The sequence below is a fragment of the Pseudomonas sp. GW821-FHT09E04 genome, assembly GCF_059416185.1.
The window spans coordinates 171,656-192,130 of the sequence record NZ_JBWKOR010000001.1; the positions used below are offsets into that span (position 1 = coordinate 171,656).

A 20,475-nucleotide genomic window follows, 5' to 3' on the forward strand; every position below is an offset into this window, starting at 1 on the left:
TCCAGCAGCAGCGCTAATCCGTTTGCAGCAATAGATGCACATCGATAACCGGGTTACCCATCAACTTCTGCGGGAAGCGGTCGCCGACGAAACTCTTGTTCACCGGTTCCACCCAGACACTCAGTTTGCCGCCCGATACCTCGGCCAGCGGCAGCTCGAAGTCGAAGTGGCTCATGGCGTTGGCCACGCAGTTGGCGCAGGTTTGAACCGCCACCGGCTGAAACAGTGATCGGGTTGCGATGGTCTTGCCGTCTTTCTGCAAGTGCACCGAGAAGCTGCCGGGAATCTTCAGGCGATTGATACCGCTGACCCGCACGTTGACCCGACTGGTCTGGACCGTGAAATGTTTGTTGGCGGCGAGTGTGCGCTGGGTCTTGGGCAGAAAGTCGACGTTCGAGGCTGTCGCGGAAGGGCCGTAGTCAACGTCGAGTCGGGCGACCGAGTCGATGATCGCCAGCGTGTTCAACTCGGGTGGGTTGCTGGTGAACGGGTTCAGGGACTGGAGCGCCGCTTCATTGAAGATCTGATAACTCAAGGGGTCGCTGTCCTGGTTGATGGTGGTCAGCAAGCCATGCAGGTCGGTGGCCAGCATCTTTTTCTGCCATTCCCAGAACAACCTGTCCCAGTTGCAGTGGAAGAACCAGAACACCGGGTCGAACGCCGCGACCTCCTGGGCGCCCATGGTCGAACCGATGGAATTATGGCCCCCGTCATGGGCCGCGATAATGGTGTTGTAATTGGCGTCTGACCAGTAGCCGTGGAAGTCTTCCCAGTCGGTCTTGCTCATGGCGCGGTTCACGTCGTCGGCCACACCGTTGTTCAGCAGGTTCTGGGCAATCGTGTCGTAGTCAAAACGTGAAGTGCTATAGCCTTCGGGGTAATCCGGGCTGACCGCTTGTGGCAGCACGTACGTATCGAAGGGCGCGCTTTTGAGCACGTCGGGGAAGGGCGTGGTGATATCCCAGTAGGGCAGCGTCACACTCTCGCAGCCGGGGACCGATCTCAGGGCATTTTCGAAACTGACCAGATACGCCCGGTGCCACGGGTTGTAGCCCGGGACATGGTGCATGCAGTAAGTATTGGGGGCCGGAAACCAGTGGTAGCCGGCCTGGACGAAATAGCTGTTCGGGTCACTCGGGGCCTTGGCTACGATGCCGGAAAACGCCTTTTTGAGCAGGTTGAGTTCAGTGCTGGACAGCGTGGTGATGTCCTTGCGGATCCTGCCGGCCGGGGCCGCCGCAATGGACAGCAATCGAGCATCGAACTCCACTTCGTTGGCGCTGGTGACAGGGACGCCTTTCGGATAGCCGTTATTCATCCAGTTGAGGAAGGTGCTCACCCAGTCAGGGGACCAGGGTCGCCCTGGTGGCATGTTCCCCACCGCCACTTGTTGATAGATGTCGCCGGCGTGATTCACCACGGCCTCGTAGCTGGCAAGGTCCAGGCCTTGCGCGGCCATGTGCTGCTGGTCCTGGGTGGTGAACATGTCGCGGATCTGTCCGTACCAGGTGGGGTTGGTGACAGACGTTGAGGTCGATGTAGTTTTCATGCCCGACTCCTTGTCGTGAATTTTCGTGCAATGGGGTTAACCATCAGTGCTGATGGGTGTCCGACGGTTGATTCGCTGCGTGCTTCATGCCGGCCATGCCGATGCCGCCGCCGGCGGCATTGAGGTCCGGGACGATCCGGATGTTGGTCATCATGCCGCCGTCTTCGTGATCGAGGATGTGGCAGTGGATGACGAACTCACCGATGTAGCGGTCGTAGTGAGTGCGCACCAGCACCTGATAGTCGTTCTGCACGAAAAGGGTGTCTTTGAATTCATGCCACATTCCGCAGTACTGGTTTTGCAGTCCCAGTTCGTCAGCCGGCACCAGGCATTCGCCATTGGGGCCGTAGATGCTTTTGGGCTTCTCGCCGGGCTTGGCGTACAGCACATCCATCACCTGGAACGGGTTGACGTGAATGTGAAAGATGTGGGGTTCGCCCTGGGAGGTCAGCACCCAGTCATCGGTGGTGTTGACCTGGCGGGTGAAGTCGACCCGGTCCGGGTCATAGGATTTGTAGTTGATGAAAAAACCGAACGCACCCGTCCATGGTTCTCCCGGTTTCGACGGTGGGGTCGCAGGAGGTGAGGGCGGGAATGGCGGATTGCCGATGAAGAAGTCGACCTTCTGAATGTCGTCGTTGACCACAGCATCCTTGAGGTCGTCCATCCCGCGCCACGGCTTCAGGTTGCCGTCCAGCAGTCCCTGCAGGGCCTCGGCCGGCAGCGATGAGTCTGATTTGTTGCCGTCGTAGAGCGCTTGCTGGATATAACGCTGCGGGTCGTCGGTGACGACTTTTCCACCAGTGACGATGACCGTCGCCAGCAATTGGGTTTCGTTCGGTCCCTGGCCGCCGGGTCCACCATGAGGCCCGGCGTTGGCGCGTTCTGCGGGTGTTGCCGCCTGGTTCAGCACGCAGTAGGTGCCGTCACGGGGGAACATCAGCAGCACGTCACTGCGATAGCCGGGTTGCAGAAAGTTGCTGCCGATGCCGCCACTGATGCTTTTCTTGTTCACGCCTATGGGGCGGATCGCCGTGCGCGTGATTCCGTCGGCGGCAATTTCGAATTGCGGGACAAGCTCGACCGGCTTGCTGGGGGCGGGTACCGTCACCGGGCATAGGTCGGCGATGATCGCTTCCTGTTCCTTTGGCGTGCCGCCGAGTACGCCCTTGAGGGCGAGACTCGCTTTGGGACTGGCCGTGTTCATGGGCACGATCTGCAGGTTCACGGTGTCGTGGATGCCGCCGTGAATAAAGCGCCAGCGTTGGATCTCGCCCGCAGAGATGCCTTGCAGTGTCGGTTGCACCACGCCGTTGATGCTGGTGAATCGACCGCTCTCGTCCCAGACCGTGGCCGAAGCGAGCTGCTTGTCGAAATTCTCCACCACACCAGTCTTGCCGCTGGGGCACGTCCAGGTGTGATCCTTTTGCGTGATGATGGTGCCATCGTCGTTGAAACAGGCGTAGGGAATCTGCTGGAACAGAAAAACCTGTTCGGTAAACGGCTTCCCGGTTGCGTCCTTGAGGATGGTGTCGATGTCGCCCGGTTTGTCGCCGGTGTAAGGGCGGTCGCCGCGCACAATCAAGGCGCCGGCCGCGCCGCTGGCGACCTGCAGCGCGGTGGAACCATGCCGGTGCGCGTGATACCAGAAGGTGCCGGATGGGTGATCGGTGGGGATGTTGATCTCGTATTCGAATTTTGTTTGCGGCGCGATGTTCAATAGCACGTTGTCACTGTTGCCCGCTGGCGAAACGTGCATCCCGTGATAGTGCAGGTTGATCGTGTTGAAGCAGCCGGGGTCACCGTTCGCCGGGTCCTGTCCCCCCGGACAGCTGGGGTCGTTTTTATCCAGTTGATTGTCCAGATGCACCCGCAGGGTGTTGCCGGGCCTTACGTCGATGAGCGGCCCCGACAGGCAGCCGCCATACGAACGCAGCATCACTTTGTCCTTGGCGCCATCGGGATTGCCCGGGTTGTACATGTAGTTTTCGCGTTTCTGCACTTGCAGGTTGAGTTCCACGGTTTGCCCGTCGCGGGTGATATCGCCCGCCGGATTGCAACCCGTTTGCGCAACGGCCAGTCCGGTGGCTTTCAGTGTGCCGGGCCGGCCCTTTTCAAGAAGCCTGGGCGGTGACAGGAAAGGCTGCGCCGACAGGTCGGCGAGCGCTGCGTGGGAGGCTGTACACATCATCAATCCGGCCAGAACCCTTTGAAGCGAAGCCATGTTGTGCTCCCTGCGTCGTTGCGCGAGTGTCTGCGACAGCCTCGATGGCCGCGTGTCCTTTGATCAACTGAACAACTTGAGAAGTATTGCTGCACGCTCGCTGTCAGGAGGGGCCTGTGCGCTTGAGCACTTCGGCGATGGTCGTTGCCATGCCATCGAATTCACAGGTGCGCGCGGTGCCGGGTGTGTAGACCGGCGGTCTGGCGACGGAGGGATCGCCGCTGTCGAAGGGTGGATCGGGGTTGTACTGAATGCTCAACTGCACCGTCCGGGCAACGATCTCCCCGGCGATCAGGGCGATGATTTTCAAGGCCTCGTCCAGGCCTGACGAGATGCCGCCACCGGTAATGCGTTGCCCGTCGACGATGTAACGCGGATAGCCTTCCACTACGTTGATACGCGTGAAGAGTTTCAGGCAGGCGATGAAGGCCCAATGAGTCGTGGCGTTGTAACCGTCCAGCAAACCGGCGGCGGCCGCGAGCAAGGCGCCCTCGCAGACGGATGCGGCAAATTGCGCGGCCTGGCCCTGCTGCAACAGCCAAGTCATACGGTGTGAATCTTTCATCAGTTGCTGCAAGGCGCCGGGGTCACCGCCAGGGATCCACAGCAGGCTGATGTGTTCTGAATGTTGATCGAAAGTCGGCAGATTTCCACCGATGGTCATGCCGTCCCGGGTGGTGATGGAAGGCCCATGAAGGGAGATCAGCCGCACGACGCGGGTGGGGGTGGAAGGGTTCTGCGAAGACTCGATCTGAGCCATCCAGTTGAACAGCTCGTAAGGAACACTGACGTCGAGCAGATCCACGCCATCGTAGACCGCGATTGCGATCAGGTACTGTCCTGGTGCAGGCATGACTCCCTCCTGGGGAACACCGCGGCGACCGCAATGGCGTCGTCAGGTGCATAGCGTCTTGCTAATCAGCGTTGCGAGGCCCGGACAGCAAAACCGGAGGTTCAGCCGCTTAAGGCCAATGGCCAGTAGGACAGCTGTTGGGAGCATAGTCGGCGTTATTCTGCATGCAAGGCGTTTTCCAGGGCATCTGCCGAGTGGTATCAGGCGCTGCTGGCGGCATCCACGGGCGCCCGTTTTTCAAGGCCGGTCGATAACCGGCGTTGCCTTGCCCAGCAAGTCAATCCGACAGCCCGGCGCCGCATCGTTCACCGTCACCCGCATGTCATGCAGGCGCGCAACCGCCGACACCATGCTCAATCCCAACCCGTTGCCCGGGGTGTGGCGGCTGGATTCCGCGCGGTACAACCGGCGCAACACCGCTTCACGCTCGGCCGGGGGAATGCCGGGTCCGTTGTCGGTGACGCGAATCCCGACGCTGTCCTGATCGGCGATCACGCTCAGGCGCACCTGGCTGTGGTCGGGCGAGAACTTGATGGCGTTGTCGAGCAGGTTGCACAAGGCGTCGAACAGCAGTTGTGCGTCACCGGCCATGATCGCGGGGGCCTGACTGTTTTCGATGGTCAGGCTGATGCCGCGCTCTTCGGCCAACGGCTCATACAGCTCGGCGGCATCGGCGCTGATCAGGTTCAGGTCCAGCGGGGCGAAGTGACTGCGCCGGGCGCTGTTTTCGATTTCCGAAATCCGCAGCAGAGCTTTGAAGGTCAGCAGCAAGGCCTTGGCTTCCGTCAGCGCCGCATCGATGCTGGCGGCGTATTGCGCTTCATCCAGGCCCCGGCGTTGGGTGCGTTCAAGGCCGGCGATCAAGCGGGTCAGCGGGGTGCGCAGGTCGTGGGCGATGTCGTCGCACACGCCTTTGACCTCACTCATCAGTCGTTCCAGCTCATCGAGCATGCCGTTCACCACCGAGGCGAGCCGGTCGATGTCGTCGTTGTTGCCCTGAACCGGCAAACGCCCGGTCAGGTCGCCCTCGATGATGCCTTTGATCGAGCGGCTGACTTTATCCAGCCGGCGATGCGCCGAATAACCCAGCACCACGGCGCCGAGCAACCCGACCAGCAACAGCAGCAGGCCGCCGGAGATCAGCGCGTTGATCAGCAACTCGTCGAACTCGCGAATGTCGTGGACGTCCTGGGCGACCAGCAGGGTCTTGCCGTCGGCCAGTTTATGAACGATGAACCGAACCGGCCGATGATGTCCGTTGGACTTGAGCCAGCGAAATTCCTGCGGTTTGTCATAGGCGGAGAAGGGCGGCAGTTGCTTGATCACGCCGGCAATGAATTTACCGTCGGCGTCGAACAGACTGTGGGGCAGGCGCGCTTCGACGTCCTGCAGCGCGTGTTTACGGATTTCCTGCAATTGCAGTTCCGGCGGCTGGGCGCTGCGGTTTTCCACCTGTCGATAGAGGGCGGTGTCCGCTTCGGTTTTCAGGTAGAACGCGGTTTGCCAGTAGACGTAACCGAACAACGCCAGAAACGAACAGCCGAACAGCCCGAGAAAAAGCAGCGCCGTGCGAAAGCTGATGGTGCGCGGGATTTCACTCAGGTGAACGGAGAACATACCCGGCTCCACGAATGGTATGGATCATCGGCGGTTCGCCGTCACCGTCGACCTTGCGGCGCAATCGGCTCATGTGCACTTCGATGACGTTGGTGCGCTCGTCGTAGCTGTAATTCCACACCGCTTCAAAGAGCATGGTGCGGGTCACCACCTGATCGGCATTGCGTACCAGGTGTTCGAGCAGCGCGTATTCCCGGGGCACCAGATCGATGGTGCGCTCGCCGCGTCGGACGGTCCGGCTCAGCAAATCGACTTCCAGACTGCCGACTCGCAAACGGGTTTCCTGAATTTGGGCAACCGGCTCGGCGCGGCGCCGGTTCAAGGCGTCCAGGCGGGCGGTCAATTCGATGAACTCGAACGGTTTGGTCAGGTAGTCGTCGCCGCCCGCACGCAAGCCGCGAACCCGTTCGTCCAGAGCACTCAGGGCGCTGAGAATCAGCACCGGCGTGTTCACGCTGGCGGCGCGCAACGCGGTGAGTACGCCCAGACCGTCGAGACCGCCGGGCAACATGCGGTCCAGAACGATCAGGTCAAAAGGCTCGCCAAGAGCTTTGAGCAGCCCTTCGCGGCCATTGTCGACGCTGCTCACGGTGAAACCGTGGTCGGTGAGGGCCGCTTCGATTTCGCGGCGGGTGGGCAAGTCGTCCTCGACGACCAGAACATGGGTCATGGCTTTTGAACCACTCACATCATCAGGCAGAGATGGCATAGTGTGGCAAAGCCTGCGGTCGCGCCACGTTCCCGCTGGATAAATAAAAGTTCAGGTTGGCTTGATGGAGTAGGTGCCTTGCGCATTCTCGTGGTTGAAGATGACGCCCAGACCGCCGCTTACCTGCTGCGCGGCTTGAGCGAAAGCGGGCATGTGGTCGATGTCGCCAGCGATGGCAACAGCGGTCTGGACATGGCGCTGGAAGGCATTTACGACGTGCTGGTCGTCGACCGGCGCTTGCCCGGCCTCGACGGCATCGGCCTGATCAAGGCCTTGCGTGCCCGGCAGGTGCGGGTGCCGATCCTGATGCTCAGTGCCCAGGCATCGACCGAGCAGAAAGTCGAAGGCTTGCAGGCTGGTTGTGATGATTACCTGGCCAAACCTTATGCGTTCGCCGAAGTGTTGGCACGGCTCGAAGCCTTGTTGCGCGGGCGCGATCAAGCCGCAGGGCCGGCGCGGCAATTGGTCGTGGGTGAATTGCAACTGGACTGCGCCACGCGTACCGCGGTGCGGCGGGGCAAGGTCATCGCGTTGCAGCATCGCGAAGCCCTGTTGCTGGAAAAACTCATGCGCCACAGCGGCCAGATCGTGACCCGCGACATGTTGCTCGACAGCGCCTGGGATTACGAATTCGACCCGAACAACAACGTCATCGACAAACACATCCACCGCTTGCGGCGCAAACTCGATGACGGTTTCGAGTATTCGCTGATCAAGACGGTGCCCGGTGCCGGCTACAGCTTCCAGACGACGCCCGAGCAAGGCTAAACAAAAGTTTATCTGCCGGGGAACGCTCTGGCAGGCACCCCTCGCTATCTTCGCCGCATTCGTGGATCGCTCCACAAAGGCTCAAGCGGGGGAGACAGCTTGCTCATGTTGGTTTCAAAGACCAAAGCGCGCAGACGGCGCGTTGCATTTCAATCATCAGCGACGCTGATCCTGCTGGGCGTATTGACGCTCGGCGGCTGTTCGATGGTGCCTGAATATCGGCAACCCGAACTGCCCTTGGCCCAGCAGTGGAACGAGGCTTCTGGCGGTCAATCGGCGGCGGGTGGGCAATGGTGGCGCGAGTTTCACAGCGCCGAGCTGGATCAGTTGATCGATCGCGGGCTGGCCTCCAACTTCACCCTCAAAGCAGCGATCAGCCGTATCGACGAGGCGCGGGCGTCTGCGCAGGTCACCGGCGCCGGGCAATATCCTGCGTTGAACCTGGGCGGCAACTATCAGCGCCAGAACAATTACGGCACCACGCAAAAACGCAGTGTATTTGCCGAAGCCACGTATGAAGTGGATTTCTGGGGCAAGCAGCGCGCCGCCGCCGATTCGGCCGAGGCGCTGGCCAACGCGACGGCGTTCGATGCCCAGACCCTGCGCATGAGTCTGAGCGCGAGCATCGCTGACAGCTACTTTCAGGTGCTGTCGCTGGAAGAGCGCCTGCGTCTGGCCCAGTCGATCGCCGACGATGCCCGGCAGGTGCTCGATCTGGTGGAGATCCAGGCCAGTCAGGGCGCGGTTTCCAACCTTGAAGTCGCCCAGCAGCGCAACGCCATGCAGACGTTCGAAGCAGCGATGCCGCCCTTGCGTCAGCAACGGGATCAGGCGCTGTATCAACTGGCGGTGCTGGTGGGGGCGCCACCGCAAGGGTTCCATTTGCAGGGCGACGGCCTCGGTGCCTTGCAAGTGCCGCAACCGGCGACCGGCCTGCCCATCGGCCTGCTGCGCCAGCGGCCAGACATTCAGGCCGCCGAAGCGCGGCTGAAATCCGCCAACTTCGACGTTGGTGTCGCCCGCGCCGCGTTCCTGCCCAATCTGTCGCTGGATCTGCTGGGTGGCATCGACACCCTTGCCGGCGGGCAGATCTGGAGTGTCATCGGCACCCTCGGCCAACCGGTTTTCGCCGGCGGTCAACTCAAGGGCCAACTGCATTTCGATCAGGCCCACGTACAGGAACTGACCGCCAGTTACCGCGAGTCGATCGTCGAGGCCCTGCAAGACGTCGAAACCCAGATCAGCGCCGCCCGTGAACTCGACAAGAGCTACGCGTTGAACGCCTCGGCGGTGGATTCGGCACGGGAAGCGGCGCGCCTGGCGCAGGTTCGCTATCGCCTCGGCTCCACGGACTTCCAGACGCTACTGATCGTCGAGCGCACGCAATACCAGGCCGAAGACACGCTGTTGCAGGTGCGCCTGCAACACCTGCAAGCGGCTGTCGGTCTGTTCCGCGCTCTGGGCGGCGACTTTTCCGCTGACGCCCTCGCTCTCAATTCTTTTGCTCAGGTGACTCACCCATGACTGTCCTGCACCCACGTCGTCGCGTCGTTTTCCTGGGCGTCGCGGCACTTTCGCTGGCGGTGGCCGTCGGCGGTTTTCAATGGATCAAACAGGCTCAGGCCGCACCGGTAAAGACTGACAGCGGAGCGATCCCGGTGCAGATGACGCAGGTCAGCCGTCAGGATCTGCCGGTGTGGATCAGTGCCATCGGCAACGTGCAGGCGCTCAACAGCGTCAATGTGCGGGTGAGGGTGGACGGCGAGTTACAGAAAGTGCTGTTCAACGAAGGGCAGACCGTTACCGCCGGCAGCCTGTTGGCGGTGATCGATCCGCGGGTCTATCAAGCCCAGGTCGCTCAGGCTCAGGCATTGCTGGCGAAGGATCAGGCGCAACTGGCGAACCTCAGAGTCAATCTCGACCGCGCGAGCAAACTGGCCGCTGCCAAGGCTGGCCCGACTCAGGACGTCGACACTTACCGGGCACAACTGGCCGCTCAACAGGCGACCGTGCAGGCCGATCAGGCGGCGCTGGATGCGGCGCGGCTGCAACTGGAATTCACTCAGGTCAAGGCACCGCTGACCGGCCGCACCGGCCAGCGACTGCTGGATGTCGGCGCGATTGCCCACGGTGCCGAGGCGACGGGGCTGGTGACGATCACCCAGATGAACCCGATCTCCGTCGCGTTCGCCGTGTCCCAGGACGAATTGGCGGAAATCCTCGATGAGAACGCCAAAGGCGCCCTGCAAGTAGTCGCCATGACCCGGGATGGCCAACAGGAAATCGCCCATGGGCATCTGAGCTTCATCGACAGCCAGGTGACGGCGGCCAGCGGTCAGATCCAGCTCAAGGCGCAGTTCGACAACGCTGACGCCAAACTCTGGCCGGGTGAATTGGTCAGTGCGCGGTTGCTGGTGCAGACCCACCGCGATGTGGCCGTTGTCCCGGCCGATGCGGTGCAATTGGGGCGTCAGGGCAATTTCGTCTACGTGGTCGATGCCGAGCAGCGGGTGCAGCCGCGTCTGGTGGACGCCGCCAATGTGGTGGACGGCAAACAGTGGATTCGCCAAGGCCTGAATGCGGGCGAAACCGTTGTGGTGCAGGGCCAGTCCCGGGTCGCACCGGGGCTGAAGGTTGTGCCGGTCAAGACTGACACCACCGCCGATCTGGCGGAGGCTGCCCAATGAATGCGCTGGCCGGACTGATTCAACGGCGTGTGGGGCTGAGCCTGCTGGCGCTGGGCGTCATGCTGCTGGGGGCTTTCGCTTACTTCCAGCTGCCGGTGGCGCCGCTGCCGACGGTGGATTTCCCGACCATTCAGGTCACCGCGAAACTCTCGGGGGCCAGCGCCGAAACCATGGCGTCGTCGGTGGCAACCCCACTGGAACGAGCCTTCGCTGCCGTGCCGCAAGTCACTTCGATGACCTCGTCGAGTGCGGCCGGCAAGACTCAGGTCGTTCTGCAATTCGATCTGTCGCGGGACATCGATGGCGCTGCGCAGGACGTACAAACGGCGATCAACACCGCCACCCCGAACCTGCCCAAGACCATGTCCAGCGCGCCGACCTTCAACAAGGTCAACCCGGCCGAAGGCACCGTGCTGTCGCTGGCGGTGACGTCGCCGACCCGCACGCTGCCGGAGCTGGATCGCTACGCCGACAACTACATTGCCCAGCGCCTGTCGCAAATGCCCGGCGTCGGCCTGGTGGATTTCCATGGCGAGCAGAAACCGGCGGTTCGCGTGCAGATCGACCCTGACGCACTGGCCGCACGGGGTCTGACCCTCGAAGATGTGCGCAGCGTGATTGGCGTCAGCACCCTGGATCAGCCCAAGGGCACGCTCGATGGCCAGAGTCGTTCGATCACCCTTGGCGCGACCGACCAGTTGCTCGATCCGCAGCACTATCGCGATCAGGTCGTCGCTTACAAGAACGGCATGCCGATCAAACTGGGCGACCTTGGCCGGGTGATCGCCGGGGCCGAGGACACCCAGCAAGCCGCGCAGCTGGGTGGCGAGCCCACGGTCATCGTCGACATTCACAAGCAGCCGGGTTTCAACCTGCTGTCGACCATCGCCACAATCAAGGCCAAGTTGCCTGAGCTGACCGCTTCATTGCCTCGCGACGTGCAGGTGCAAGTGGTGGGCGACCGTACCCAGACCATCGAAGCGTCGGTCAATGACATGCAGTTCACCTTGCTGCTGTCGATTGCGCTGGTGGTCGTGGTGATCTTCGTGTTCCTGCGCAAGGCCACCGCCACGCTGATTCCCAGCCTGACCATTCCGCTGTCGCTGGTGGCCACGTTCGGCGTCATGTATTTGCTCGGTTACAGCCTCGACAACCTGTCGATCATGGGCCTGGCGATTGCCGTCGGGTTCGTGGTGGACGACGCCATTGTGGTGATGGAAAACATCGTCCGGCACCTGGAAATGGGCAAGTCGCGCCTGCAATCGGCGGTCGATGGCTTGCGCGAAGTGGGTTTCACCATCGTTTCGATGACGGTGTCGCTGATCGCGGTGTTCCTGCCGATTCTGTTGATGTCCGGCATCGTCGGGCGCTTGATGCGTGAGTTCGCGGTGACGGTCAGTGTCGCGATCATCATGTCCGGCATCGTCTCCCTGACCATCACGCCGATGCTGTGCGCATGGCTGCTCAAACCCCATGCCGATCAGGAGGAGGGGCGCTTTGCCCAGGCCTGCGAGCGCGTGTTCGACCGATTGCACAACGGTTATCGACGCAGTCTGGACTGGGTACTGGATCATCAACGCCTGACCATGGCGGTGGCCATCGCTACGCTGGCGGCCACGGCGGTGCTGTATGTCGGCATTCCCAAAGGGTTCTTCCCGCAGCAGGACAACGGTCTGATTCAGGGTGTCGCGGAAGCGGCGGCGGATATTTCGCCGATCGCCATGCGTGCGCAGGTCAACCGGGCGGCCGAGATCATCGGCCAGGACCCGGCAGTGGCGCGGGTGTATTTCTGGATCGGCCCGAACCCGACCGTCAGCCAGGGCAAGGTGATGATCAACCTCAAACCGTTCAGTGAGCGCACGGCGAGCGCGGCCGAGGTCATCCGGCGCCTGCAACCGGCGCTCGACGGGTTGTCCGGGGTCAAGGTGTTCATGCAGGCCAACCAGGACATCCAGATCGGCGGCCGGGCCAGCAAGACCCAGTATCAGTACACCCTGCAGGACCCGGACAGCGTCGAGCTGGATCACTGGAGCGGGGTGCTGCTGGCCAAACTGAAGACCTTGCCGCAACTGCAACACGTCACCTCTGACCAGCAACAGGCGATCGCCCAGTCGACGCTGGTGATCGACCGTCCGACCGCTGCGCGCCTGGGCGTGACGGTTCAAGCGATTGATGACGTGCTGTACGACGCGTTCGGTCAGCGGCAGATTGCGACGATGTTCACTCAACTGGATCAGAACCATGTGATTCTCGAACTCGACCCGAGTTGGCAGACGTCCACTGCCACCCTTGAGCATCTGTTCGTTCGCGCCAGCTCCGGGGCCTTGGTGCCGCTGAACCTGCTGGCCAGTATCAAGACCGAACAGGTGCCGATCATCATCAACCATCAGGGCGTGTTCCCGGCCATTACCCTGTCCTTCGACCTCGCGCCGGGGCACGCCTTGAGCGAAGCGGTCAGCGCGATCAATCAGGCATCGCTGGCGGTCGCGATGCCCGACACGGTGGTGGGCAGTTTCCAGGGCACCGCCCAGGCGTTTCAGGATTCGCTGAAGTCGCAGCCGTGGCTGATTCTGGCGGCGATCCTGACGGTCTACATCGTGCTCGGGGTGTTGTATGAAAACGCGATCCACCCGCTGACGATCATCTCGACTCTGCCGTCCGCCGGTTTTGGCGCGCTGCTGGCCTTGATGCTCTGTGGGCAGGATCTGTCGGTGCTGGGGATGATCGGGATCATTCTGCTGATCGGCATCGTCAAGAAGAACGCGATCATGATCGTCGACTTCACCTTGCAGGCGCAGCAGCGAGGGCTGTCGCCTCGGGAAGCCGTGAGGGAAGGATGCCTGTTGCGTTTGCGGCCGATCCTGATGACCTCGCTGGCCGCGTTGCTCGGGGCCGTGCCGCTGGCGTTCGGGCATGGCGCTGGCTCAGAGTTGCGTCAGCCGCTGGGTATCGCGATTGTCGGTGGTCTGGCGGTTTCGCAGATCCTGACGCTCTACACCACGCCGGTGGTCTACCTGTGGTTCGAACGTCGGCGGCACAAGACACAGGCCGCCGGGATCATCGAGGCATCCTGACGCTTACTGCGACTTGAAGGTCAGTACCGTGAAGGTGCCGGGGTGAAACACCGGGTCGGGCTTGGGCTGTTCCCGGCTCGGTGCCGGCTGGGTGAAGTCGGCGGTGAACAGGTAGGCCTGACTGCGTTTGGTGTCCAGCACCATGTTGTGGGCCCACGGCCGCGTCCCGACTGTACCGCGCAGTTGGTATTGGCCCTGGTTGTCGCGCTGAACGATCGCAAGACTGGCGTCGGTGCCGCTGGGCACCAGCAATTGGTCTTTCACGGGATCGTAAGCCAGTGCGTTCACGGCGCGGCCGATCGGCAGGGTGTTCAAGGCCTTGCCCGTGGTCAGGTCTGCGATCACCAGAACGGGATCGCCGCCTCGGCACGCCACGAACAGGCGTTGATGCGGTTCGTCCGCGGCCAGAGCGCTGGGCTTGCTGCAGCCTTTGAATGTCCAGAACTGCCGATCTTCGAGCTTCGCCCCTGACAGTACGGCGACCTTGTCTTCATCGCGCATGGGGACAATGAAGGTGCCGTTTTTAAGGATCACCGGGCCGTCGAGCTTCTGCGCCGGCACGTCCACCGCGTCCGTCAGGCGATCGGTTTTCGGGTCGATCAGGTACAGCGTCGAATGATCACCGCGCCGGCCACTGGTGACGATCAACCGGTCACGGCTGGCGTCGTAAAGCAGATTGTTGAGGTTGCCGGAATCGAGCTTCAGCCGTTGCAGGACTTGCAGGCGATCCAGCGCCACGATCCCCAACGTCCCGTCCATGTTGGCGACATACGCCCGATTGCGCTCTGGCACGAAGGTGACGGCGTTAGCGCCGGCGGAGTTGTCGAGGGTCTTCACCAACCGTTGCTGTTCGACGTCGAACACCGACAGTCCGTTTTCCCGGCGGGACACGAACAGGTGCGGCCCCTTGGGTTCCAGTGCCGCGAAGCCCCAACTGTGACCGTCGCCTGGCAATACCTTTGAGGCGCTGAGGGTGTATAGCAGCGGCTCTTTCGCTTGAGCATGGGGGCCGATCAGGCCAAGCGCCAGGCCTGCAAGTGCGAGCCACGTTTTTGAAAACAACATCAAAGACCTCAGTATTTTTGTTGGATGGACAGGTGTGGAATCGCGTTTGGCGGCCGATACAGGCCCAGAGTACCTTGCTGATCTGCGCGCTGCGACGACCGCGCCGCTACTTTTCGTACTGAGCCCGGGTGTGTTATTTTTTTGAGCAGGTCATTGAATATGTATACAAAGTGGTGTAGCGGCTGCGTTTAGTGGTGGTCTGTCAGTAAACTGGCAACGGGTTATTTTTTGAGGTTGTTGTTCTTTTGCTTAACTCACAATTTGATTAATTAATATATGAAGGGTTAGGCAGTTGGATATAGAGTTCGTCAATCACGCCTCATTGCTTCTGGAAGAGAAGGGCAGTTATTTTCTTACTGATCCCTGGTATGTTTCTCCTGCGTTTGGCGGCTGGATTCAAAACCCGTCACCCAGAACAGCAATGATTGAGAAGTTGCTTTCTCTTCCGGCCGATAAACTTAATGTCATTATCTCGCATGGTCATGATGATCATCTGGATGAATTTTTCATTCAGCAGCATTTGGCGGATGCCACGTTCTTTGTTCCGAAATTCAAGACGAATGGACTCTCCAAGCGGATTGAGCGCCTCACCGGTCGCTATCCGGTTGAACTGACAGAAGAGGCACATTACGTCGATGGGGTGGAGTTGAGATGCTTCATCAATCCGGATTTCACGGAATATGATTCGATTGTGACTGTGGTGTCTGAAACCGATGCGGTTATTCATGCCAATGATAACTGGCACGAATATCCGTTTGCGCTTACCGATGCGCTCAATGAATGCTTGAGTGCTGTCCCGGTTGAAAGCCGTTACTTTTTTATCCAGTTCGGTATCGCTGACAGTTTCCCTGTCAACTACCCGTCCTTTGACAAGCAAAGTGCGGACGAGATGATTGAATCCCGATTCAAGTCTTATCAGGCCGCCACCACGGCGAACCTCAAACACCTGGGGCTCGACAAGGGCTTCTATTACGCGAATCAATCGCTGTACCAATACCCGGCCTCTTGGGATCGCGGGTCGCTCTATGATCTTGCGCAAGACTTTCTGCGCCGGAATCCAGGGCCGTTTACCCAGTGTGTGTCCGGAATCGACATAAAAACGAGCCAGCTCCATGACTCCCCAGGTGAAGAACTCTTTGATTTGCTGCTTGGGCAGCTCGAGCGTTTTCTGAACAAGGCCGTGGGCGGTCCTGTTCCCGTCAGATTGCTCACCGCGTCGGATGAATATGAGAGCGGTACCGTCGGCTACGAGGCTTCGCGGCATGTCTGGTCTCGGATATTGAACGCCGAGTTGACGCTGGAGGCGATTATCATCGGAGGCATGGGGCTCGTGCACAGGCCGGATCAAAACATATCCAGTATCCACGCCAAGGTTTCCAAACTGGCGTACCTGATTCAAAGCAAACTCATTTCGAACGGTCTTAACTTTTTGATGGAAAGTAAATGAAAACTCAAGACGGTCAGCTGTTTTTTACCCCTCCCAGCCAGGCGGATGCCTACAAGGAACTGCGGGATATTCATGGCGAGATTCATACAATCGCAGGGGAATACTGGAACTGGCCTTCGGTTGCTACGCTGTCACGACCTTCGCTGGCGCGAATCCTGAACCTTAACCTCCTGTACGACGAGATGCTCCCTGTTGCGGGATCGATCTGCGAGTTCGGCGTTCATTACGGCAGCAGTCTGGCAACATTGCTGAATCTTCGGGCTATCAAGGAACCCTACAATTACTCGCGGCATATCTTTGGCTTCGACACCTTCAGCGGTTTTGCCGAAGTTGACGAGAAAGATGGCGCGCAAGTCAAAGCGGGCGACTTTCATGTAGACGATGGTTATGAGAATTTGCTGGAGCGGCTGCTCCAGGCTCAAGAGTCGCTGAGCCCCAATAATCACCTGAAGAAGTTCACCCTGATCAAGGGTGATGCCTCAGAGACTTCGAAACAATGGCTTGAAGACAATCCTCACTCGCTCATCTCGATGGCCATTTTCGATATGGACGTTTATAAGCCGACGAAGGATGTACTGGAAGCGATCAAGCCACGACTGTCAAAAGGTTCGATTCTGGTTTTTGACGAGCTGAACTGCCCTCACTTCCCAGGCGAAACACAAGCGCTGCTTGAAGTGTTTGATATGAACACCATTCAGGTTAAGCGCTCGCCGTTCCTGCCTTACGTATCGTACTTCCGCTTGTGATTTGCAGTGATGCGCTGTCTGAGTGGTCGTGGATTTTTCTTTCGGGAATCCGGGATCAACGTGCGCCGGTCAGCCGCTCAGTTGTAGCGGCCAACAGCGCCTGAGTCATTCAGCGTATCTTCCTTGCCTCAAAGGCCGGTCAACCGGTCGTTGAGGCAAGGGTTACCCATCACCACGCGGACTCATCAAGACGCTTGTGCGAGTTTGCGCAGGTTGCAGCCATGGTTTTTACACCTAACCTCAACATGGGCATCTGTGTGCGCTCCGCCAGCTTCAAATCTGCATGACTTCAATGCCCATGACTGGATAGCTACATCCATAGGCAAGGAGTCTGAAAATGAACATCCCTCGCGCGCTCTGCGCAACTATCGTTTTGAGTTTGACCGCTTGTTCGTCCACCCCGCTTATCTACAATGCCAGCGATAACTCTCCAGGCACTATAAAACCGCTACAGAAACTGCTCCCTGACAACACCCCTGTGAGGCTGTTTTTTGTTCATGGTGTAGGAGATCACTGTCCGGGTTACGCCCTGGGTCCTGACGGCTGGTTGAATGAAAAAAACGCTGCTGCGATGGGGTTGAAACCCGTACCCGGCGGAATCGAATCTGATGAATCCATCAATGTGAACGTCTTTATGGGGGGAGAAAAAGACCCGTACTCAGAGGTGAACGTCCGCAAAAGAAATTACTCTCTGACTTTGCCTGACAGGGACCGCGCAGTGAGCGTAGAGGCGATTGAAATTACCTGGTCAGCCCTGACCCGATGGCTGAAAAGCAATCAGCTTGGATATGACTCGCCGTCTGTTTTCGAAAGTAAAAAACGCGAGCCATGCATTGAGTTCCCCGACCCGAAAATTCCTCCAACGGTACAGGCGCCACCAAGGCTTTTGCTCGACAAAACAATCAAGGAGCAGGTTTTTGACCGGAACTTGTCCGATGCCATTCTCTATACCGGAACCTATGGGCAGACCATGGTGCGAGGGCTTGCAGAGGGGATTTGCCATGCCATCACGCCTACGGACAAGGATAAAAAATGTGTATGGCCCTCTGCGCAGGAAAGTGAAAAAACACCGCACAAGAATTTATTCGTGACCCACAGTCTGGGCAGTCGCATGACTTACGATATGTTCCTCCAGCTTCTGGACCAGACAAAAGACAGCAAGACCAACCCTTTTCCCTACAGCGAACGCAGCAGTGCACAGGGATTCATCGAAAACATGATCGCGAATACGCCTGCCTTCTACATGATGGCGAATCAGCTTTCGTTGCTGGGTTTGGCCAAAGTTCCGCCTCTAGCCCGCTCCAGTGATAGCGTCGCACATCCTTTTTTTTGGCAGTTATTTCCTGTAAGTGACTTTGATGCTCTCTCGTTTCAGTCGCAAGAAAACGCAGGACCGGTTGTGTACGGAAATGTTCTTTCGGAACTCGCAGATTTAAAATCAACCGTAGAAACGAAGACCGGAAAACAAACCGACGGCCTTCAGATAGTCTCTTTCAATGACACAAATGACCTGCTCACCTGGCATATCCCGAGTTGGTACGCCAACGCTGAGGCTGCACCGGGAGGGCGGCCACGGATCGATGTGACGGACGTATTTGTGCAGAATGCACCCAAGCTCCTGATCATGGAGAGCCCCCTGAACGCGCACGTTGACTACTTTAAAAACCCGGACGTCAGGGATCTCATCCGTTGCGGCGCTGCCAATGGCGAAGTCTCGAAGTGCCCGGGGCGTTGACCGGGTTGTAATATCCAGGAAGTCCGGAAACGACAAAGCCCTGAATAATCAGGGCTTTGTCGATTTGGTGGGGACGAAAAAATAAATCTGTCCCTATTTTCACGCCCGGTCCATCGCCTCATCCAGCCTTTGATCCTCACCCAGAAAACCACCGCTCTGGTGCTGCCAGAGTCGCGCGTAGGTGCCGTTTCTTTCCAGCAGTTCGGTGTGGGTGCCTTGTTCGATGATGCGGCCCTCATCCATGACAATCAGACGGTCCATGGCCGCAATCGTCGACAACCGATGGGCGATGGCGATGACGGTCTTGCCCGTCATCATTTCATCGAGGCTTTCCTGGATGGCGACTTCGACTTCGGAATCCAGAGCACTGGTGGCCTCGTCGAGCAGCAGGATCGGAGCGTTCTTGAGCATCACCCGGGCGATGGCGATACGTTGGCGCTGGCCGCCCGATAGCTTGATGCCGCGCTCGCCCACCAGCGTGTCATAGCCCGAGTGGCCTTGGCGATCACTCAGTTGGCTGATGAAACCGTCGGCCTGGGCATTGATCGCGGCGCCGCGCACTTGCGCATCGGTAGCATCCGGGCGGCCATAGGCGATGTTGTCGCGAATCGAGCGATGCAGCAGGGACGTATCTTGCGTCACCATGCCGATTGCACTGCGCAAGCTGTCTTGCGTTACCTGAGCGATGTTCTGCCCGTCGATGCGAATCTCACCGCTGTCGACGTCATAGAACCGCAACAGCAGATTGATCAGCGTGGATTTACCGGCACCGGAGCGGCCCACCAGACCGATTTTTTCGCCCGCGCGAATCTTCAGACTCAATCCGTCGAGCACCTGACGCTCGCCACTGTAGTTGAAGTGCACGTTGTCAAAGGTCACGGCGCCGCCCGAAGGCATCAGCAGGCCGGCGTCCGGCGCATCCTGCACTTTCGGGCCACGGGTCAGGGTGGCCATGCCGTCCTGCACGGTGCCGATGTTTTCGAACAGCGACGTCATTTGCCACATGATCCAGTGCGACATGCCATTGATCCGCAGCGCCATGGCGGTGATCGCCGCCACAGCACCCGCACCGACCTGGCCCTGATGCCAGAGCCAGAGGGCATAGCCGCCTGCGCCAAGGATCAATCCGACCACCAGCGCCTGATTGACGATCTCGAACTGGCTGACCAGGCGCATCTGGCGAAAACCGGTCTGCTTGAAATCCTCCATGGCCGCGCGTGCGAAATGCGCTTCACGGTTGGAGTGCGAGAACAGTTTGACGGTGGTGATATTGGTGTATGCGTCGGAAATACGCCCCGTCATCGAGGAGCGTGCATGGGCCTGTTCCTGCCCGACTTGCCCCAAGCGCGGCACGAAGTACAGCATCGCCAACCCGAACAACGCGACCCAGGCAAGAAAGGGCAGCATGAGTTTCAGGGCAAAGCCACCGGCCAGCGCGATGATCGCAATAAAGTAAACGCCAATGCCGGGCGCGATTTCGATGAGGGTGAACAGCACCTCGCGCACTGCCAGCGCGGTCTGCATCACCTTGGTCGTGACCCGGCCGGAGAACTCATCGGAAAAGAACGAAAGGCTTTGCCGCAACATCAGGCGATGGAAGTCCCAGCGCAGCCGCAGCGGCAGATTGATCGCCAGAATCTGGTGCTGCACCATCGTGCGCAACGCCACCAGGCCGATGCTGGTGAGCAACACGATTGCGATCCCCCACAGCACTCGGCTTTCTTGCCCGCTCACTTCACCACCGGCCTGCCAGGTCGAGAGCAGGTCCACCACTTGCCCGAGAAAGGAAAACAACCAGGCTTCGTAGATCGACACACTGGCGCTCAACAACGCAAGGGCAAGGACATAACCACGGGCACCGCGGGTGCAGGCCCACAGAAATCGCATCAGGCCAACCGGCGGTGGCGGCGCCTCGTCGGGGGGGAAGGGGTCGAGCCTGCGTTCAAACACGCGAAGCATAGGGGTCTCCGAAATGATCAGGTTCAGGGGGAGTATGCCATC

Annotated in this window: 14 protein-coding genes; 7 read left to right on the forward strand and 7 right to left on the reverse strand. The window is 59.7% G+C overall.

The genetic code is table 11. From position 1 onward, the window contains the following. Positions 1-13: 13 nt before the first annotated feature. The 5 genes from AC07N4_RS00935 to AC07N4_RS00955 all read right to left on the reverse strand — a co-directional run bounded on the left by AC07N4_RS00935 (position 14) and on the right by AC07N4_RS00955 (position 6,913). Positions 14-1,549 (reverse strand): tyrosinase family protein, encoded by a 1,536-nt coding sequence (locus AC07N4_RS00935; RefSeq protein WP_102622287.1) that lies wholly within the window; start codon positions 1,547-1,549, stop codon positions 14-16. Positions 1,550-1,592: 43 nt separating this feature from the next. Next, complete coding sequence (locus AC07N4_RS00940; protein WP_493064715.1) at positions 1,593-3,773, reverse strand: multicopper oxidase family protein; 2,181 nt, start codon at positions 3,771-3,773, stop codon at positions 1,593-1,595. Between the two features lie 103 nt (positions 3,774-3,876). Next, complete coding sequence (locus AC07N4_RS00945) at positions 3,877-4,626, reverse strand: DJ-1/PfpI family protein (RefSeq protein WP_493064716.1); 750 nt, start codon at positions 4,624-4,626, stop codon at positions 3,877-3,879. Positions 4,627-4,863: 237 nt separating this feature from the next. Next, positions 4,864-6,243 carry a sensor histidine kinase gene (locus AC07N4_RS00950; RefSeq protein ID WP_493064717.1) on the reverse strand — a complete coding sequence of 460 codons (1,380 nt, stop codon included), beginning with the start codon at positions 6,241-6,243 and terminating at the stop codon, positions 4,864-4,866. Next, positions 6,221-6,913, reverse strand: a complete 693-nt coding sequence (locus AC07N4_RS00955) for a response regulator transcription factor (RefSeq protein WP_273537175.1) — start codon at positions 6,911-6,913, stop codon at positions 6,221-6,223. The genes AC07N4_RS00950 and AC07N4_RS00955 overlap by 23 nt, the downstream gene beginning before the upstream one ends. Before the next feature lie 117 nt (positions 6,914-7,030). On the opposite strand from AC07N4_RS00955, the gene AC07N4_RS00960 reads away from it, so the two are divergent. The 4 genes from AC07N4_RS00960 to AC07N4_RS00975 all read left to right on the forward strand — a co-directional run bounded on the left by AC07N4_RS00960 (position 7,031) and on the right by AC07N4_RS00975 (position 13,481). After that, on the forward strand, positions 7,031-7,720 hold the full coding sequence (locus AC07N4_RS00960; protein ID WP_493064718.1) for a response regulator transcription factor: 690 nt from the start codon (positions 7,031-7,033) through the stop codon (positions 7,718-7,720). 105 nt (positions 7,721-7,825) lie between these two features. Next, complete coding sequence (locus AC07N4_RS00965; RefSeq protein ID WP_493064719.1) at positions 7,826-9,244, forward strand: efflux transporter outer membrane subunit; 1,419 nt, start codon at positions 7,826-7,828, stop codon at positions 9,242-9,244. Beyond that, positions 9,241-10,407: an efflux RND transporter periplasmic adaptor subunit gene (locus AC07N4_RS00970; protein WP_493064720.1), complete on the forward strand. Its 1,167-nt coding sequence runs from the start codon at positions 9,241-9,243 to the stop codon at positions 10,405-10,407. The genes AC07N4_RS00965 and AC07N4_RS00970 overlap by 4 nt, the downstream gene beginning before the upstream one ends. Beyond that, complete coding sequence (locus tag AC07N4_RS00975; RefSeq protein ID WP_102622294.1) at positions 10,404-13,481, forward strand: efflux RND transporter permease subunit; 3,078 nt, start codon at positions 10,404-10,406, stop codon at positions 13,479-13,481. The genes AC07N4_RS00970 and AC07N4_RS00975 overlap by 4 nt, the downstream gene beginning before the upstream one ends. 3 nt (positions 13,482-13,484) lie before the next feature. Here AC07N4_RS00975 and AC07N4_RS00980 read toward each other — a convergent pair whose 3' ends face one another. After that, complete coding sequence (locus AC07N4_RS00980) at positions 13,485-14,546, reverse strand: YncE family protein (RefSeq protein ID WP_493064721.1); 1,062 nt, start codon at positions 14,544-14,546, stop codon at positions 13,485-13,487. A gap of 292 nt (positions 14,547-14,838) precedes the next feature. Between AC07N4_RS00980 and AC07N4_RS00985 the strand changes: the two genes are divergently transcribed. The 3 genes from AC07N4_RS00985 (at position 14,839) to AC07N4_RS00995 (ending at position 18,474) form a co-directional block, all read left to right on the forward strand. Beyond that, a complete protein-coding gene (locus AC07N4_RS00985; RefSeq protein ID WP_273537182.1) occupies positions 14,839-15,993 on the forward strand; it encodes an MBL fold metallo-hydrolase in 1,155 nt (384 codons plus the stop codon). Then, positions 15,990-16,739 (forward strand): class I SAM-dependent methyltransferase, encoded by a 750-nt coding sequence (locus AC07N4_RS00990; RefSeq protein ID WP_096821790.1) that lies wholly within the window; start codon positions 15,990-15,992, stop codon positions 16,737-16,739. The genes AC07N4_RS00985 and AC07N4_RS00990 overlap by 4 nt, the downstream gene beginning before the upstream one ends. A gap of 337 nt (positions 16,740-17,076) precedes the next feature. Continuing rightward, positions 17,077-18,474, forward strand: a complete 1,398-nt coding sequence (locus AC07N4_RS00995) for a hypothetical protein (protein ID WP_493064722.1) — start codon at positions 17,077-17,079, stop codon at positions 18,472-18,474. Between the two features lie 99 nt (positions 18,475-18,573). Here AC07N4_RS00995 and AC07N4_RS01000 read toward each other — a convergent pair whose 3' ends face one another. Continuing rightward, entirely contained in the window at positions 18,574-20,433 is a 1,860-nt protein-coding gene (locus tag AC07N4_RS01000; RefSeq protein ID WP_493064723.1) for an ABC transporter ATP-binding protein, read from the reverse strand. Between the last annotated feature and the right edge of the window lie 42 nt (positions 20,434-20,475).

What these genes read in the sequence shown, in the direction of transcription:
- AC07N4_RS00990 (WP_096821790.1), top strand. Translation starts at nt 15,990, where the DNA reads ATGAAAACTCAAGACGGTCAGCTGTTTTTTACCCCTCCCAGCCAGGCG.
- AC07N4_RS00980 (WP_493064721.1), bottom strand. Translation starts at nt 14,546, where the DNA reads ATGTTGTTTTCAAAAACGTGGCTCGCACTTGCAGGCCTGGCGCTTGGC.
- AC07N4_RS00955 (WP_273537175.1), bottom strand. Translation starts at nt 6,913, where the DNA reads ATGACCCATGTTCTGGTCGTCGAGGACGACTTGCCCACCCGCCGCGAA.
- AC07N4_RS00940 (WP_493064715.1), bottom strand. Translation starts at nt 3,773, where the DNA reads ATGGCTTCGCTTCAAAGGGTTCTGGCCGGATTGATGATGTGTACAGCC.
- AC07N4_RS00950 (WP_493064717.1), bottom strand. Translation starts at nt 6,243, where the DNA reads ATGTTCTCCGTTCACCTGAGTGAAATCCCGCGCACCATCAGCTTTCGC.
- AC07N4_RS00970 (WP_493064720.1), top strand. Translation starts at nt 9,241, where the DNA reads ATGACTGTCCTGCACCCACGTCGTCGCGTCGTTTTCCTGGGCGTCGCG.
- AC07N4_RS00945 (WP_493064716.1), bottom strand. Translation starts at nt 4,626, where the DNA reads ATGCCTGCACCAGGACAGTACCTGATCGCAATCGCGGTCTACGATGGC.
- AC07N4_RS00965 (WP_493064719.1), top strand. Translation starts at nt 7,826, where the DNA reads ATGTTGGTTTCAAAGACCAAAGCGCGCAGACGGCGCGTTGCATTTCAA.
- AC07N4_RS00935 (WP_102622287.1), bottom strand. Translation starts at nt 1,549, where the DNA reads ATGAAAACTACATCGACCTCAACGTCTGTCACCAACCCCACCTGGTAC.
- AC07N4_RS00975 (WP_102622294.1), top strand. Translation starts at nt 10,404, where the DNA reads ATGAATGCGCTGGCCGGACTGATTCAACGGCGTGTGGGGCTGAGCCTG.
- AC07N4_RS01000 (WP_493064723.1), bottom strand. Translation starts at nt 20,433, where the DNA reads ATGCTTCGCGTGTTTGAACGCAGGCTCGACCCCTTCCCCCCCGACGAG.
- AC07N4_RS00995 (WP_493064722.1), top strand. Translation starts at nt 17,077, where the DNA reads ATGAACATCCCTCGCGCGCTCTGCGCAACTATCGTTTTGAGTTTGACC.